The organism is Pseudomonas sp. F1_0610, assembly GCF_047470865.1.
Taxonomy (GTDB): Bacteria; Pseudomonadota; Gammaproteobacteria; order Pseudomonadales; family Pseudomonadaceae; genus JAZDRH01.
In genome coordinates, this window is record NZ_JAZDRH010000003.1 from 131,288 (window position 1) to 146,842 (window position 15,555).

The window sequence follows — 15,555 nt, forward strand, 5'->3', positions numbered from 1 at the left end:
ATAACAAGCGATTAGAAAAAAGTTAATCCTGGTTGGAAAAGGCGCTCAACATCACGAATATGTTTTTTATCCACCACAAATAAAATAACGTGATCTTCGGCTTCTATCACCACATCATTATCGCCAATAAACACTTCTTCGCCACGCACTACCGCGCCTATGGTGGTGCCAGCAGGGAGATGCACGTCACGAATTTTGCGACCAATGACTTTGCTTGATTTTTTGTCGCCATGAGCCACAGCTTCAATGGCTTCAGCCGCTCCGCGTCGTAGTGAGTGCACGCTCACAATATCGCCCCGGCGCACATGCGCAAGCAGCGTGCCTAAGGTGGCTAGTTGAGGGCTAATCGCAATATCTATAGCGCCACTTTGCACAAGATCAACATAGGCTGGATTGTTAATAATGGTCATTACCTTGCGCGCACCAAGGCGTTTAGCAAGCAGTGATGCCATAATATTGGCTTCATCGTCGTTAGTTAATGCAAGGAAGATGTCAGCCTCATCAATATTTTCTTCTACTAACAAATCACGATCTGATGCACTACCATGCAAGACGACTGTTGAATCTAGCGTGTCTGATAGGTATTGGCAGCGCTCAGGGTCGATTTCAATAATCTTAACCTGATACAGACTTTCAATGGTTTCGGCTAAGCGTTCGCCGATATGTCCACCGCCTGCAATAATAATTTTACGATAACTATCATCAACACGGCGCAGCTCGCTAATCATGGAGCGAATATGAGTACGTGGCGCAATAAAAAAGACTTCATCATCCACTTCAATGATGGTGTCACCCGTCGGAAAAATAGGGCGGTCACGGCGGAAAATAGCGGCAACACGGCTATTTACATTGGGCATGTGCTTATGCAATTGGCGTAGTTCTTGGCCTACTAAAGGGCCGCCATAGTAGGCGCGAACGCACACTAACTGTACTTTACCACTGGCAAAATCCAGCACCTGTAGTGCGTTAGGGTATTCAATTAAGCGCTTGATGTAATTAGTAACAGCCTGTTCAGGACTGATCAGTACATCAATGGGAAAAGCTTCAGGGCTAAATAATTCAGTGCGGGTTAAATAAGCTGATTCACGCACGCGGGCAATTTTTGTTGGCGTGCGAAATAGGGTATGAGCAATTTGGCAGGCGACCATATTGGTTTCATCGCTGTTGGTCACTGCCACTAGCATATCCGCATCATCTGCGCCTGCTTGACGTAAAATTGTAGGGAAGGAACAAGGACCATGCACAGTGCCAATATCCAAGCGGTCACCTAAGTCACGTAAGCGTTCACCATCAATATCAATCACAGTAATATCATTGGCTTCACTAGCAAGATGTTCTGCAAGCGAGCCACCTACTTGGCCAGCTCCCAAGATAATAATCTTCATCCTACTTTACCCTTTGTATGTTTACGCAAGAGCGCATAATAAAAACCATCGTGACCTTGTTGCTGTGCTAATAATTGCCGTCCATATGGCTGAGCGATACCGTATTCCACATCTAACGGCAGGTGCTCAGCATCTGTTGCTTGAGCCATAAATTGTTCAATAACTTCGGTGTTTTCTGTAGGTAATGTGGAACAGGTGGCATACAGCAAAAGCCCGCCTTCTTTAAGCGTTGGCCATAATGCCTGAAGAAGTTCTAGTTGCAGTTGCGCTAAAGCAGCTATATCTGTTTCTTGACGAGTAATTTTAATGTCTGGGTGGCGGCGAATAACACCTGTTGCTGAACAGGGTGCGTCCAGCAAAATACGGTCAAATTGCTCTCCGTCCCACCAGTGTTTTGTATCGCGAGCGTCAGCAGCTACGAGTGTTGCCGACAGCTTTAAACGTTGCAGGTTTTCTGTCACACGTTCTAGGCGTTTGCTCTCTAAGTCTAAGGCGACCACTTCGCTTAGATTCGGTTGAGCTTCCAATATATGGCAGGTTTTACCGCCCGGTGCACAGCAGGCGTCCAGTACACGTTGTTGCGGAGCTAATTGCAATAATGAACAAGCTAACTGGGCGGCTTCGTCTTGCACACTGACCCAACCCTCTTTAAATAAAGGTAAAAGATTCACATCACAGGCTGCGGCTAAAGTGATGCCATCTTGGCTAAAGGTGCAAGGCTGTGCGGTAATATCAACCTGTTTAAGTCTTTTCAGGTAGTCATCGCGGGAGGTTTTGCTTTGGTTCACACGCAAGGTAAACGGTGGGTAAAGATTATTGGCAGCGCAAATAGCTAACCATTGCTCTGGGTAGCAAGCTTTTAAGCTTTTTTGGAGCCAGCGAGGATGAGCAGTAACCACAACAGGATCTTTTTCTAGTTGAGGCAGCAAATCGGCAGCTTCACGCTGCGCTTTACGCAGCACTGCATTGAGTAAATTTTTTGCCCATACTTTTTTTAATGGCTGTGCACACTCAACAGTTTCACTAATGGCAGCATGTGGCGGAATGCGCATATAGAGCAGTTGATACAAGCCAATATAAAGCAAGGCTTCGACATCGCGGTCAGCATTGCGAAAAGGCTTACTTAGCCATTGGCTGGCGAGTATTTGTAAGCGAGGAAACCAGCGCGCAGCACCATAAGCTAACTCTTGAGTTAAGGCTTGGTCTTTAGGCGCCACTTTAGCCAATTGTTGCGGTAAGCTGCCGCCTAATGAAGCTTTTCCAGCAAGGACTGTAGCCAGTGCATTGGCTGCGGCTAAGCGGGGATTCATTGGCCTAAAACCTGATGTAATTTAAATAACTCTTTTTTGCCATTTAACACGTCACTAACCGACAGCGCTTTTGCATTTGGCAATTGCACGCGAGTAATGCGTAATGCTTGCTCACCACAGGCTACAACTATAGCCTCTTTTTCAATGCTAATAATCTCTCCTGGGCGTCCTGTTTGCGCACAAACTTCAGCGCTGTGTATCTTTAGTTGTTGTTGCTCAATACGGGTGTGGCAAATTAACCAAGGGTGTAAACCACGAATTTTTCGATCTAATACCTGTGCAGGTAACGACCAGTCGATTACAGCTTCTGTTTTGATTAATTTACTGGCGTAGCAACTGAGAGCATCATCTTGCATTTCACCACTAAGGCTGCCTTGTGCCAATTGGTTTGCGGTATTAATGACGGCTTGTGCGCCTAGTTCAGCTAAACGGTCATGCACTGTGCTGGCAGTGTCTTGCTGGCTAATAGGTGTCGTAACTTTAAGCAGCATAGGGCCTGTATCTAAGCCAGCCTCCATTTGCATAACAGTCACTCCTGTTTCTGTATCACCAGCTTCAATGGCACGCTGAATAGGTGCTGCACCACGCCAGCGCGGCAATAATGATGCGTGACTATTGATACAGCCAAGGCGTGGCGCATCAAGTACGGCTTGCGGTAGCAATAAACCATAGGCAACCACCACCATAAGGTCAGCGTTAAGCGCTGCTAGTTGTTGTTGCGCTTCAATGCCTTTTAGCGAAACTGGTTGGTAAACAGGAATAGTGTTTTCTAGCGCTAATGCTTTTACAGGCGATGGCAGTAGTTTTTGTCCGCGCCCAGCAGGACGGTCTGGTTGAGTGTAAACAGCAATTACTTCATGCTGGCTAGCGAGTAGCGCTTGCAAATGCTTAGCTGCAAATTCAGGCGTACCTGCAAAAATAATACGTAAAGATGGGCTCATGAAATAATTACCTTACAACGCAAAACGGGCTTAGATTCTAAACAAACCGCATCAGAAATTAACTGCGGCTATTCAAACGATGCTGTTTTTCTAGTTTTTTACGAATACGGTCGCGTTTTAGTTGTGAAATATGATCAACAAATAATTTGCCATTTAAATGATCACACTCATGCTGGAAGCAAATGGCTAAAATACCTTCAGCTTCCTCTTCAAAAGGAGTTCCATCTTTATCTAGGGCGTTGAGTCGAATACGCAATGGACGTTCAACTTCCTCGTAAAAGCCAGGTACAGATAAGCAACCTTCTTGGTAAATATTGCCTTCATCGCACAAAACGGTGTATTCAGGGTTGATAAATACGCGAGGTTCGTTACGATCTTCAGATAAGTCCATCACTACAACCCGCAAATGCACGTCGATTTGCGTTGCTGCTAAGCCAATTCCGTTTGCTTCGTACATGGTATCTAGCATGTCCTCAACAAGGTTTTGGATTTCGCTGTCAACTTTTTCCACTGGTTTTGCAATGGTTCGTAGACGAGGGTCAGGAAATTCTAAAATAGTTCTGATAGCCATATGTCTTTGTGATCTACTTATGAAATAAATTAAAAGTGGGCTGTTAATATGCTCAAATAGCTATTAGCACAGTGCCAAATCCAGATGTTTAGCTTTACAATGTGCATCTGGCGTTCTATCTGTCAAACATATGATAAAGGGATTCACCTCATGAGGAAATCACTACTCGCTTTACTGTTATTAGCAGTTAGCGGACTAACTCACGCAGAAGTGCAGTTAAAGCAAGGTCATCCTGAGAGTTACACGGTAGTGAAGGGCGATACCTTGTGGGCAATTTCTGGCAAGTTTTTAACTAGCCCGTGGAAGTGGCCAGAATTATGGCATGCTAATCCACAAATTAAAAATCCTCACCTGATTTATCCTGGTGATACTTTAAGCCTTATTTATGTGGATGGTAAGCCGCGTCTTACTTTAACGCGCGGTGCATCACGTGGCACAGTTAAATTGTCGCCAAAAATTCGCTCTACCTCTGCGGCAGAAGCTATTCCTACTATCCCATTAGAAGCTATCAATGGTTTCTTATTACGTAACCGTATTATTGATAAAGAAGCAGAATACACTAAGGCGCCTTATGTCTTAGGTGGTCAAAAAGAAAGTATTTTAGCTGGTATTGGCGATCGTATTTACACCAAAGGTAAGTTAGAAGAAGGTACCATTTATAACATCTTCCGTTTAGGTAAAGTTTACAAAGACCCTAAAACTAAAGAGTTCTTAGGTATTAACCTAGATGATATGGGTAGTGGCGAAGTGATCGCCATGGATGGTGATGTAGGTTCAGTCAACCTTATCCGTAGCACCCAAGAAATTCAGCCAGCTGATCGTTTATTCATCACAGAAGAACGTGCTGTCACTTCTATTTTCGTTCCTAGTGAGCCAAAACAAGTGATTGATGGCGTCATTCTTGATGTGCCACGCGGTGTCACACAAGTAGGTACTATGGATGTTGTCACTATTAACAAAGGTGCACGTGAGCAGCTTGAAGAAGGCAACGTATTAAGTATTTACCGCAGAGGCGAGCTAATTCGTGACCGCGTCTCTGGTAAATTAGTGAAAGCACCGGATGAAAAAGCAGGTCTGATGATGGTTTTCCGTGTGTATGACAAAATTAGTTATGCGCTGGTATTGCATTCAACTCAACCATTACGTGTAAACGATGTGGTGAAAAACCCTCGTTAACCTTAAGCGAGTGTTTACGTTTAAAACCACGGTCGTGACCGTGGTTTTTTTATGTTTGTGAATTGCCAAAAAGCCCTTAGTTTTAGTAGTGAACCAGTAGATTAGAGATTGGCGTATGATGAATATATCCTCTGGCGAGCTGAATGCTTTACTAAGACTGCACTGTTTACCACATATCAGCACGCAACGTATTACAAGATTACTTAGCACTTTTGGCAATGCAGCTTCAGCGCTTAGCGCACCTGCAAGCGCATGGAGTAGTTTGAAAATGCCAGCAGAGAGCATTGCTTTGCGCCATAGTGGACAAATAGGTGAACAGGTTGATGCTATCTTACGTTGGTTAGAGCATCCTCAGCACGCCGCACTTAGTATTACACAAGATCAATACCCTGCTTTATTAAAAGAAATTAGTGATGCTCCACCTTTGCTGTTCGTACAAGGTAATCTTGATGCTTTGCATATACCGCAGTTGGCTATTGTCGGTAGTCGAAATGCTTCAGCGCTTGGTATCAGCCATGCAGCACAGTTTGCGCAGTGCTTTGCTAAAGCCGGTGGTGTAATTACCAGTGGATTGGCACGAGGAGTGGATACGGCAGCCCATCAAGGTGCATTAAAAGTAGGTGGCAAAACAGTGGCGGTAATGGGAACAGGCATGTTGCATACCTACCCTAAAGCCAATAGCAAATTACGCGCTCAAATTATTGAGCAGGCAGGCGCTATTGTGTCTGAGCTAGCGTTAGAGGTCGCACCTTTAGCGCATAATTTTCCTCGGCGTAATCGTATTATTAGTGGTTTATCTTTGGGTGTATTAGTCACAGAAGCTAGTATTCGCAGCGGCTCATTAATTACAGCGCGTTTAGCAATTGAGCAAGGACGAGAAGTATTTGCTATTCCAGGCTCTATTCATCATGCAGGGGCAAAAGGCTGTCATCAGCTGCTACGTGAAGGTGCTGTATTGACTGAAAGTATTGAAGATATTTTGCAGAATCTACAGCACTGGCAACAAAGACTCATGATTGAAAACTCTTCAGGCCAAGATCAGTGCGCGCAGGCACAACATCCCCTGATTACTGCATTGCAAGCCTGTCCATTAACACTGGACGATTTGTCAGCCGTTACTCAATTGCCCATCAATGATGTACTGGCTCAGCTAACCGATTTAGAAATTAGTGGCTATGTACATCAAGAAAATGGATTATGGCTGTATCGTCCTAACACACTGGAGTAACATGTTGACTCCACTGTGGAGGATGTATGGTATCTAATTGGCAAATTCAGCAAACAGCCCAAAAAATCAAGCAAGGTGCTGTGATTGCTTATCCCACTGAAGGCGTTTGGGGGTTGGGTTGTGATCCTTGGCAAGTAGCTGCGGTAGAGAAAATTTTAGCCTTAAAGCAGCGTCCTATGTATAAGGGGTTGATTCTAATTGCAGCTGCTATAGAGCAATTTGATTTTATTTTGCATGACATACCAGCAACGCAGCGAGCACAATTAGAAACCACATGGCCAGGCCCTAATACCTGGCTGGTACCTCACCAAGATAGGTTGCCTTATTGGATTACTGGTGAACATGATACTGTGGCTATTCGTGTTACTGATCATCCATTAGTACAGGCATTGTGTGCTTATACAGGGCCTATAGTATCTACTTCTGCCAACCCAGCAGGTCGGCCTTCTGCTAATAGCCGCTTAAAAGTTGAACAATATTTTCATGGCTGTTTAGATGCTGTGCTCAATGGCGCTTTGGGCGGACGTAAAAGTCCTAGTTTGATTCGTGATTTAATGACAGGTAGGGTTATTCGCCCCGCCTAAGTTATTTGGAGAAAAGTGTGTCTGATATTGCTGCCGTTAAGGCGTATTTATTATCGCTACAGGATCGTATTTGCCAAGCTTTTGAAACTCTTGATGGCAGCAGGTTTTACGAAGAAAGTTGGGAGCGCGAAGCAGGCGGTGGTGGCCGCACACGAGTTTTAGAACAAGGTAATATTATCGAGAAAGGCGGCGTTAATTTTTCGCATGTGTTTGGTGGGCAGCTCCCTGCCTCTGCTAGCGCACATCGGCCAGAGTTAGCGGGGCGTTCATTTCAAGCAATGGGTGTATCTTTGGTGATTCATCCCACTAATCCACATATTCCCACATCCCACGCCAATGTGCGCCTATTTGTTGCAGAAAAAGAAGGTGAAGCGCCTATTTGGTGGTTTGGTGGTGGTTTTGATCTAACCCCCTATTATGCCATCGAAGAAGATTGTGTGCACTGGCACCAAGTAGCCCATGATGCCTGTGCGCCTTTTGGCGAAGGCGTTTATAACGAATTTAAACATTGGTGTGATAAGTACTTTTATTTAAAGCATAGAAATGAACCACGGGGGATTGGCGGTTTATTTTTTGATGATTTAAATCGTTGGGATTTTGCAACCTGCTTTAAATTTATTCAGGCGATTGGTGACGCTTACTTGGCGGCCTATTTACCTATTGTTGAACGTCGCAAAGCAGAGCCGTTTACTCAAGCACAGCGCGAGTTTCAAGCCTTCCGTCGAGGGCGTTATGCTGAATTTAATTTAGTTTGGGATAGAGGTACGTTGTTTGGCCTACAGTCAGGTGGGCGAACTGAATCTATCTTAATGTCAATGCCCCCGGTTGTGCGCTGGGGGTATGATTGGAAACCACAACCTAACTCAGCAGAAGCGCGCCTGACAGAGTATTTCTTACAAGACCGCGATTGGTTAGGGCGGCAATAATGGATAGCTATGTTGTTATTGGTAACCCCATTGGCCATAGTCGATCACCTCAGATTCATCAAAGTTTTGCGCAGGCGACAGCGCAAATAATGAGTTATGAACGATTATTGGCACCTTTAGATGCCTTTGAGCAAAGTGTTCGTAACTTCATGCAGCAAGGTGGTAAAGGCGCCAATATTACGGTGCCTTTTAAAGAACAAGCCTTTGCCATGGCGGATGTGCTGACGCCACGCGCTCAGCGAGCAGGAGCCGTAAATACCTTTAAATTTGAGGATAATGGCTGCATTTTAGGCGATAATACTGATGGTGCTGGTTTAGTGTTGGATCTGAAACGCTTGTCTGTTCAACTCAGCGGACAGCGTATTTTATTGTTGGGTGCAGGTGGGGCGGCGCGTGGCGCGTTGGCGCCTCTGTTGGCAGAACAGCCTACACAATTAGTTATTGCCAATCGAACCTTAACAAAAGCTCAGCAGTTAGCAGCGTTATTTGCCGACTTAGGAGAAGTTCAAGCCTGTAGTTTTGATCAACTTCAGCAACCCTTTGATCTCATTATTAATGCGACTTCGGCTAGCTTAAGTGGTGAATTGCCGGCACTTTCACCAGCCTGTATCACAACGCAGCATACTCAATGCTATGACATGATGTATGGCGCTGAAATTACTGCGTTCAACCAATGGGCGTTAGCGCAAGGAGCCGCGCAAGTAATGGATGGTTTAGGAATGCTTGTTGCTCAAGCCGCAGAAGCTTTTCAGCTCTGGCGTGGTGTGTTGCCAAATAACCTGAATGAAGTCTTAACAAGCTTGAGAAAGACATTAACCCACTAACTTGAATGATACCTAGCTATCACTGGCCTTTGTCTATGAATAGTCAAAGGTTAGCTGAATATTTCTTGACATTTAAAATAATCGTGGTTGCGCTTTAATACGTGATCAACTAGGATTCGCGACGCCGCATTTGCGGTTTATGTGAGAAAAAATACCTAATGGAAAGCCCTTGTTGTAGTCCCTCGTGGACCATTACAAAAAATCTGCTGATCAGCATTCTGGCTGAGGCCTCTTCGTTAGCATCTATTAGCTAATCCTAATACATGCTTGTTAAGTAGCCCTTGGCTGGCTGCTAGGAGAACAAGCATGAGCAATACCAATAACTTAGCTCAAGTATTGAGCGCGACCATTGAAAATAACCAACTAGACAATGCATTGGCAGCTGTAAAAAGCTTACGCCCTATTGATTTATCTGATGTATTAGAACAGTTAGATCCGGCATTAGCTTGGCGTTTATTAGAGCTTCTACCGAATCGTGCAGAAGTTTACTCTTATTTTGAACCAGAAGAACAAGTCCGTTTTGCTCGCGAGTTTCCGCGTGCTAGTTTGGCAAAGCTAGTAGGCGAAATGCCGTCTGATGAACGTACTGATTTATTTAAGCGCTTAGACCAAAACCAACGTGACGCTTTATTGCCAGCACTGGCTCAGGCTGAACGTGAAGATATTCGCCGACTATCAGCTTACCTAGAAGGCACCGCAGGCGCTATTATGACGTCTGACTACGCTACGCTAAAACAAGAAATGACGGTCGAACAAGCGTTGGCAGCTTTGCGCTTGGAAGCGCCAGATGCAGAAACTATCTATCATGCCTATGTGATAGATGAAGGCCGTAAGCTACTTGGCGTGGTGTCATTACGTCAACTTATCCTTGCCAGCCCTGAAACAAGCATTAATGAACTCATGATTAGTGACTTTATTAGTGCGCAGGTGACAGAACGGCAAGAAGCTATTGCTAAAAAAATGGCACGCTATGACTTATTAGCTTTGCCAATTACTGATGATACAGGGGCGTTAATAGGTATAGTAACCTATGATGATGCCATGGATATTGTCAGTGAAGAAGCAACAGAAGACTTCTTAAAATCAGGTGGGGTAGTTGCTGAGCCAAGCTTTAATATTAAAGAAGCAACCTTTGGCTTAATGTACCGTAAGCGTGTTTTCTGGCTGGTGTTTCTAGTATTTGGTAATCTATTTTCTGGTGCGGGTATTGCTCACTTTGAGGATATTATTGCTGCCAATCTGGTCTTGGTATTCTTCTTGCCATTATTGGTTGATAGTGGTGGTAACGCCGGTTCTCAGTCTGCAACGCTCATGGTACGAGCGCTGGCAACAGGCGATGTTGTAATGAAAGACTGGCTCTACCTTGTTGGGCGTGAATGTATTGTGGCGTTATTGTTAGGCGCCAGTATGGCAGTGGCAGTCTCTATTTTAGGCTTTATTCGCGGTGATGAGTTGGTAGCTCTGGTGCTCGCATTAAGCATGGTCTCTATCGTTTTGATTGGTTGTATTATTGGTATGAGCTTGCCATTTGCTTTAAGCCGACTTGGCTTTGACCCAGCCAGTGCATCCTCACCTTTAATTACATCAATTTGTGATGCTTCGGGTGTGGTTATTTACCTGTTTATTGCTGCACAAATCTTAGCTGATGTGTCACTGTAATCTGATTTAACCCTTATCTAGCAAGGGTGCATTAAGTATTTTTTTCACATAAAAGACATAAATCGCTTCTAATCTAAGAAGCGATTTATTCCTGCCTCATTTTAGTTTCACCTTTGGGTGCTCAGTTAGAGGAGACCCGTTATGGATTGGAAAATCTTTTTACTACGCGTAGGCGTAGCCATGTTGTTGGGCGCTGTGATTGGTGTCGAGCGTCAGCTACGCCATCGTTTGGCGGGCTTGCGCACTAATGCTTTGGTGGCATCAGGTGCTTGCTTATTTGTTATGGTTTCTGCCTATACAGGTGACTTTAGTAGCGCCGGACGTATTGCTGGGCAAGTTGTCTCAGGCATTGGTTTTCTTGGCGCTGGTGTCATTATGCGCGAAGGCTTTAATGTTAGAGGTTTGAATACAGCCGCTACCCTATGGTGCTCAGCGGCTATTGGTGTGCTATGTGGACTGGGTTTACTCATAGAAGCGAGCTTGGGCATGCTGGTTATTCTATGTGCCAATATATTGCTCCGTGAAGCCGCTCAACGTATTAACAAAATAGAAGTAGTAAATAGCGATCAAGAACAGCATTATCGGGTAAAAATTGTATGCCATGCGGATGATGAAGTGCATGTTCGTACCTTATTGCTGCACTCTCTAGGTAATACAGGCTATGCCTTGCAATCGCTATTAAGCGAAGATATTGAAGGCAAATCTAATTCACTCTGTGTCATGGCAGAGTTAATTTCTAAGGCTGGTGGGCAATCGCAACTAGAGCAGATCGTGAGCCGTATTAGCTTAGAGCGTAGTGTAAGCTCAGTAAGCTGGAAACTGATTGCTGAGACTGAGGAAGAAATTTAATCTTTACTTGTTAAAGAGCCAACTTAGCTCCTATTTTGGCTCTTTAACTTTGTATAGGCTGGTGTGTAGCTGCACCGTTGCGCGGTTTTTCAATCACTTTGATTTTCATGTAAGGATAGCTATAAAGAAGCATCTTTTGTTGGTTGCAATAGTTATGTTGTTTTTCAGTGGTTGTTCTAACATTGTTGTGCAAGACCCTAAGCAGCCTAATGAGCAGGAATGAATACAGACCTTTTTTATTAGTAATGACAATCTTTATGCTATTTCTAATACAAGAAGTTATCGTCTTTTTAGCAACAAAGTAGCTGCGTTTCAGCAGTTTACTCAGTCTGAATGGGCAAGTAAGGTGGCTTCTGCTCATGCGCAAATGAAGGTGCAAGACCAAGAGCAAGTGGAAGGCACTATCTATTTGTTTATTCCACGCATGCTTATATCAGATGAGCAGTTTGCTAAGTTGCGTAATGAATATAGATACCCTTTATTTGTGGTGGAATTAGAAATAGATTCAAAGTTTAAAAGCGCAGCACGAGCTGTACTGAATGAAGAGCAATTGCAAGCTTCTTATCTGCCAATAGTGTATGCCAGAACAGGAAAAATAGTAGAGGTAGAAAATCGCGAGCTAATTTTGCAGCGTTATGCCTTGCCTAAGTCAATAACGAGTGACATTAGCTATTTTAAAACGAAAAAAGATATTGCCGGCGACGCTAAAGCCGCTGCAACAGTACCACGGATTCCTATTGCTATTATTGTGTCTATTTCCGTTATGATTATTTGGGGTGCAAGCTGCTCGGTGCATGGCTGCTAAAATCAGAACATTAAAAAGGGCTACTTATTACTTATAAGTAGCCCTTTGTTTTTAGTCGTCTAATAAGCTTTTATCACGTACAGCGCCTTTATCTGCACTGGTAGCTAACAAGGCGTAAGCTTTTAATGCTGTGGATACTTTACGTGAGCGAGGTGTTGCAGGTTTCCAGCCTTTAGCATCTTGTTGGGCACGACGCTGTTCTAATTCAGCATCGCTGACTAAGAGGTTAATGCTACGTTCTGGGATGTTAATTAGAATACGGTCGCCATTTTCTACTAAGCCAATAGCACCACCAGCTGCCGCTTCAGGTGACGCATGGCCGATAGATAAACCCGAAGTGCCGCCTGAAAAACGTCCATCAGTTAATAGTGCGCAGGATTTACCCAAACCTTTTGATTTTAAGTAAGAAGTTGGGTAGAGCATTTCTTGCATGCCTGGCCCGCCTTTAGGGCCTTCGTAGCGAATAATAACGACATCGCCTGCTTGAACTTCATCAGCAAGAATACCTTTTACCGCTGCATCTTGGCTTTCAAAGATTTTGGCGCTGCCTTCGAACACTAAAATAGATTCATCAACCCCAGCGGTTTTTACAACGCAGCCATCTTTGGCGATATTACCATAAAGTACAGCTAAGCCACCTTCGGTTGAGTAGGCGTGTTCTAGATCGCGAATGCAGCCTTCGCTACGGTCTAAATCAAGGCTTTCCCAGCGTGAGTCTTGGCTAAAGGCAACCTGTGTTGGAATGCCACCAGGACCTGCCTTGAAAAAACGATGCACGTCTTGATCCTGTGTGATGCGAATATCCCATTTAGCAATAGCATCAGCCATTGTTGGGCTATGCACTGTTGGTAAGTCAGTATGCAATAAGCCCGCACGTGAAAGTTCACCTAAAATACTGAAAATACCACCTGCACGATGCACATCTTCCATGTGATATTTTTGGATATTTGGTGCAACTTTGCATAATTGCGGTACACGGCGTGATAGGCGGTCAATATCACGCAGGTCAAAATTCACCTCGCCTTCTTGTGCAGCAGCCAATAAGTGCAAAATAGTATTGGTTGAGCCGCCCATTGCAATATCTAAGGTCATGGCGTTTTCAAAGGCTTTCACGTTGGCAATATTGCGCGGTAGAGCGCGCTCATCGTTATCTTGGTAATAACGTTTGCATAGCTCAACTATGGTGCGTCCTGCTTGCAAGAACAGTTGTTTACGGTCAGCGTGAGTCGCTAAAGTGGAGCCATTTCCAGGTAAAGATAGCCCCAGCGCTTCAGTTAAACAGTTCATTGAGTTGGCGGTGAACATGCCTGAACAAGAGCCGCAGGTTGGGCAGGCGCTACGTTCATATTCAGCTACTTTTTCATCGCTGCAGCTGTCATCAGCGGCAATCACCATGGCATCTACAAGGTCTAAACCGTGGTTGGCTAGTTTTGTTTTTCCAGCTTCCATAGGGCCGCCTGAGACAAAGACCACAGGAATATTTAGGCGCAATGCTGCCATTAACATGCCGGGAGTGATTTTATCGCAGTTAGAGATACAAACTAACGCATCAGCACAATGGGCGTTAACCATGTATTCGACAGAGTCGGCAATAATTTCTCGGCTAGGTAGCGAATAGAGCATGCCGTCGTGCCCCATAGCGATACCATCATCTACCGCAATGGTATTGAACTCTTTGGCTACGCCGCCTGCACGCTCAATTTCACGCGCCACCAGCTGCCCGAGGTCTTTCAGGTGTACATGCCCAGGTACAAACTGGGTGAAAGAGTTGGCAATAGCAATAATAGGTTTTTGAAAGTCTTCATCTTTCATTCCAGTGGCGCGCCATAATGCGCGGGCACCAGCCATATTACGACCGAAAGTAGAGGTTTTTGAGCGATAATCAGGCATGACGGTTTCCAGCACTATAAAAATGGTATGAACGAGTTATTGCACACTTGCAGAACTGTCGCGGGATGTCCGTACGGTTGGCAAAGTAAGCGGGTTTCCACAGTGTAGTGGCAGCCAATTTTGATTCTATGCCAGCCTTCGCAGGATAAGCAAAGACTGACTATGGATTAGCAAGAAAATTAACTATTTGGCAAAATACGACAAATAAAATGCTTCAAATAACTGCTTTCAGCAATGGCAGGATGTGCCGGAACATCAGGGCTTTGGCCTTGGCGTTCCAATACTTGTAAGTTGCGATCAAGGTGGCGAGCGCTAGCAAGTAAGCTGCTTTGCATTTCTTCTTGGCTAAAAAATAAAGAACGTGTAGATACCATAAACAAACCGTCTTTGGCTAGCAAGCGCATTGCCCCCTCATATAGTCGACGGTAGCCTGCTTCACCTGTTTTAAAGTCTTTTTTACGGCGAATAAAATCAGGTGGATCAGCCAAAATAATATCGAATCGTTCTTCGGTCGACTTGAGCGTATCTAAGCCAGCCAGAACATCGCCTTGATAGCATTCAATCAAGTCAGCAACATGATTGTCTTCAGCATTGGCAAGCAAAACATCTGTTAAGTCTTGGCTATGCTCTAAACAAACAACTTGGCTTGCGCCGTTTACAGCGGCATTCAATGCCCAGTCACCAACACCAGCATAGAGGCTAAGTACGCGTTTTCCTTGCACATAATCTGCAAGTCGAGCGCGATTTAAGCGTTGGTCATAGTTCCAAGGTGCGCGTTTTTTCAGCAGCAAAGGGCTGACATAGCGAATACCGTTTTCAATAACTTCTACCGCATCATCATCATCGCCATAGGCCGTTTCTAGGTATTTTTCTAGCCCTTCTAAATCACGGTTGGGCAGGTCGTTACGCCAGATAATAGTGCGCGCTTTGCAGCTTTTTACTAAGGCTTCAACAATGCTGTCTTTTAGCCGCTCCATAGCTTGAGTGCTAATTTGCACACTAAATACGTCACCAAAACGATCAATTTCAAGACCTGGTAATAAATCTGCTTCAGCATTGATGAGACGATAAAAGGGACTTTCAAATAGGTTTTCACGTAATGACAGTGCTACTTTTAGGCGATGGATTAGCAGTGATTTGTCTAAACTGTAGCCAGTATCGCGTGATACTATGCGCGCGCATACGAGTTGTTGTGGGTTTAATGCGGCTACGCCCATAGGTTTGCCATTGGCATTTTCAACGATGACTTGATCACCCATTTGGAAGTCACCTAAAGGGGTTGCTTTGGTGTCAACCTCATTGCTGTAAATCCAAAGGTGGCCACTGCGCAAGCGGCGGTCAGCATTGGGCTTTAAACGCAAAACCGGCAAATTCATAAGGATCTCCACTGTCAAAACTAATTTGCAC

General features: G+C 44.6%; 14 protein-coding genes. 8 read left to right on the plus strand and 6 right to left on the minus strand.

The features are described 5' to 3' along the window. Window positions 1-11: 11 nt before the first annotated feature. The 4 genes from trkA to def are packed head-to-tail and all read right to left on the minus strand — an operon-like array spanning window position 12 to window position 4,207. Window positions 12-1,385 (minus strand): Trk system potassium transporter TrkA, encoded by a 1,374-nt coding sequence (gene trkA, locus VQ643_RS02985; protein ID WP_414197784.1) that lies wholly within the window; start codon window positions 1,383-1,385, stop codon window positions 12-14. Continuing rightward, on the minus strand, window positions 1,382-2,695 hold the full coding sequence (rsmB, locus tag VQ643_RS02990) for a 16S rRNA (cytosine(967)-C(5))-methyltransferase RsmB (protein WP_414197785.1): 1,314 nt from the start codon (window positions 2,693-2,695) through the stop codon (window positions 1,382-1,384). The genes trkA and rsmB overlap by 4 nt, the downstream gene beginning before the upstream one ends. Next, window positions 2,692-3,636: a methionyl-tRNA formyltransferase gene (gene fmt, locus VQ643_RS02995; RefSeq protein WP_414197786.1), complete on the minus strand. Its 945-nt coding sequence runs from the start codon at window positions 3,634-3,636 to the stop codon at window positions 2,692-2,694. The genes rsmB and fmt overlap by 4 nt, the downstream gene beginning before the upstream one ends. Before the next feature lie 58 nt (window positions 3,637-3,694). Then, a complete protein-coding gene (def, locus tag VQ643_RS03000) occupies window positions 3,695-4,207 on the minus strand; it encodes a peptide deformylase (protein ID WP_414197787.1) in 513 nt (170 codons plus the stop codon). A gap of 150 nt (window positions 4,208-4,357) precedes the next feature. On the opposite strand from def, the gene VQ643_RS03005 reads away from it, so the two are divergent. The 8 genes from VQ643_RS03005 (at window position 4,358) to VQ643_RS03040 (ending at window position 12,258) form a co-directional block, all read left to right on the plus strand. After that, on the plus strand, window positions 4,358-5,383 hold the full coding sequence (locus tag VQ643_RS03005; protein WP_414197788.1) for a LysM peptidoglycan-binding domain-containing protein: 1,026 nt from the start codon (window positions 4,358-4,360) through the stop codon (window positions 5,381-5,383). A gap of 115 nt (window positions 5,384-5,498) precedes the next feature. Further along, entirely contained in the window at window positions 5,499-6,611 is a 1,113-nt protein-coding gene (gene dprA, locus VQ643_RS03010) for a DNA-processing protein DprA (RefSeq protein ID WP_414197789.1), read from the plus strand. Between the two features lie 26 nt (window positions 6,612-6,637). After that, a complete protein-coding gene (locus tag VQ643_RS03015) occupies window positions 6,638-7,195 on the plus strand; it encodes an L-threonylcarbamoyladenylate synthase (RefSeq protein ID WP_414197790.1) in 558 nt (185 codons plus the stop codon). A 17-nt stretch (window positions 7,196-7,212) separates the two neighbouring features. Beyond that, entirely contained in the window at window positions 7,213-8,121 is a 909-nt protein-coding gene (hemF, locus tag VQ643_RS03020; RefSeq protein ID WP_414197791.1) for an oxygen-dependent coproporphyrinogen oxidase, read from the plus strand. Further along, window positions 8,121-8,945, plus strand: a complete 825-nt coding sequence (gene aroE, locus VQ643_RS03025) for a shikimate dehydrogenase (RefSeq protein ID WP_414197792.1) — start codon at window positions 8,121-8,123, stop codon at window positions 8,943-8,945. Before hemF ends, aroE begins: the two co-directional genes overlap by 1 nt. Before the next feature lie 306 nt (window positions 8,946-9,251). Further along, window positions 9,252-10,604 carry a magnesium transporter gene (gene mgtE / locus VQ643_RS03030; protein ID WP_414197793.1) on the plus strand — a complete coding sequence of 451 codons (1,353 nt, stop codon included), beginning with the start codon at window positions 9,252-9,254 and terminating at the stop codon, window positions 10,602-10,604. 141 nt (window positions 10,605-10,745) lie between these two features. Then, window positions 10,746-11,453, plus strand: coding sequence for an MgtC/SapB family protein (locus VQ643_RS03035; protein WP_414197794.1), 708 nt, complete (start codon window positions 10,746-10,748; stop codon window positions 11,451-11,453). Window positions 11,454-11,799: 346 nt separating this feature from the next. Continuing rightward, entirely contained in the window at window positions 11,800-12,258 is a 459-nt protein-coding gene (locus VQ643_RS03040) for a hypothetical protein (RefSeq protein ID WP_414197795.1), read from the plus strand. 51 nt (window positions 12,259-12,309) lie between these two features. Here VQ643_RS03040 and ilvD read toward each other — a convergent pair whose 3' ends face one another. Together ilvD and VQ643_RS03050 are read right to left on the minus strand one after the other, a co-directional pair. Then, window positions 12,310-14,148 carry a dihydroxy-acid dehydratase gene (ilvD, locus tag VQ643_RS03045; protein ID WP_414197796.1) on the minus strand — a complete coding sequence of 613 codons (1,839 nt, stop codon included), beginning with the start codon at window positions 14,146-14,148 and terminating at the stop codon, window positions 12,310-12,312. A 179-nt stretch (window positions 14,149-14,327) separates the two neighbouring features. Then, on the minus strand, window positions 14,328-15,524 hold the full coding sequence (locus VQ643_RS03050) for a class I SAM-dependent rRNA methyltransferase (protein ID WP_414197797.1): 1,197 nt from the start codon (window positions 15,522-15,524) through the stop codon (window positions 14,328-14,330). Window positions 15,525-15,555 lie beyond the last annotated feature (31 nt).

Coding starts and splice junctions, on each gene's coding strand:
- trkA (WP_414197784.1), bottom strand. CDS start 1,385: ATGAAGATTATTATCTTGGGAGCTGGCCAAGTAGGTGGCTCGCTTGCA.
- rsmB (WP_414197785.1), bottom strand. CDS start 2,695: ATGAATCCCCGCTTAGCCGCAGCCAATGCACTGGCTACAGTCCTTGCT.
- fmt (WP_414197786.1), bottom strand. CDS start 3,636: ATGAGCCCATCTTTACGTATTATTTTTGCAGGTACGCCTGAATTTGCA.
- def (WP_414197787.1), bottom strand. CDS start 4,207: ATGGCTATCAGAACTATTTTAGAATTTCCTGACCCTCGTCTACGAACC.
- VQ643_RS03005 (WP_414197788.1), top strand. CDS start 4,358: ATGAGGAAATCACTACTCGCTTTACTGTTATTAGCAGTTAGCGGACTA.
- dprA (WP_414197789.1), top strand. CDS start 5,499: ATGATGAATATATCCTCTGGCGAGCTGAATGCTTTACTAAGACTGCAC.
- VQ643_RS03015 (WP_414197790.1), top strand. CDS start 6,638: ATGGTATCTAATTGGCAAATTCAGCAAACAGCCCAAAAAATCAAGCAA.
- aroE (WP_414197792.1), top strand. CDS start 8,121: ATGGATAGCTATGTTGTTATTGGTAACCCCATTGGCCATAGTCGATCA.
- mgtE (WP_414197793.1), top strand. CDS start 9,252: ATGAGCAATACCAATAACTTAGCTCAAGTATTGAGCGCGACCATTGAA.
- VQ643_RS03035 (WP_414197794.1), top strand. CDS start 10,746: ATGGATTGGAAAATCTTTTTACTACGCGTAGGCGTAGCCATGTTGTTG.
- ilvD (WP_414197796.1), bottom strand. CDS start 14,148: ATGCCTGATTATCGCTCAAAAACCTCTACTTTCGGTCGTAATATGGCT.
- VQ643_RS03050 (WP_414197797.1), bottom strand. CDS start 15,524: ATGAATTTGCCGGTTTTGCGTTTAAAGCCCAATGCTGACCGCCGCTTG.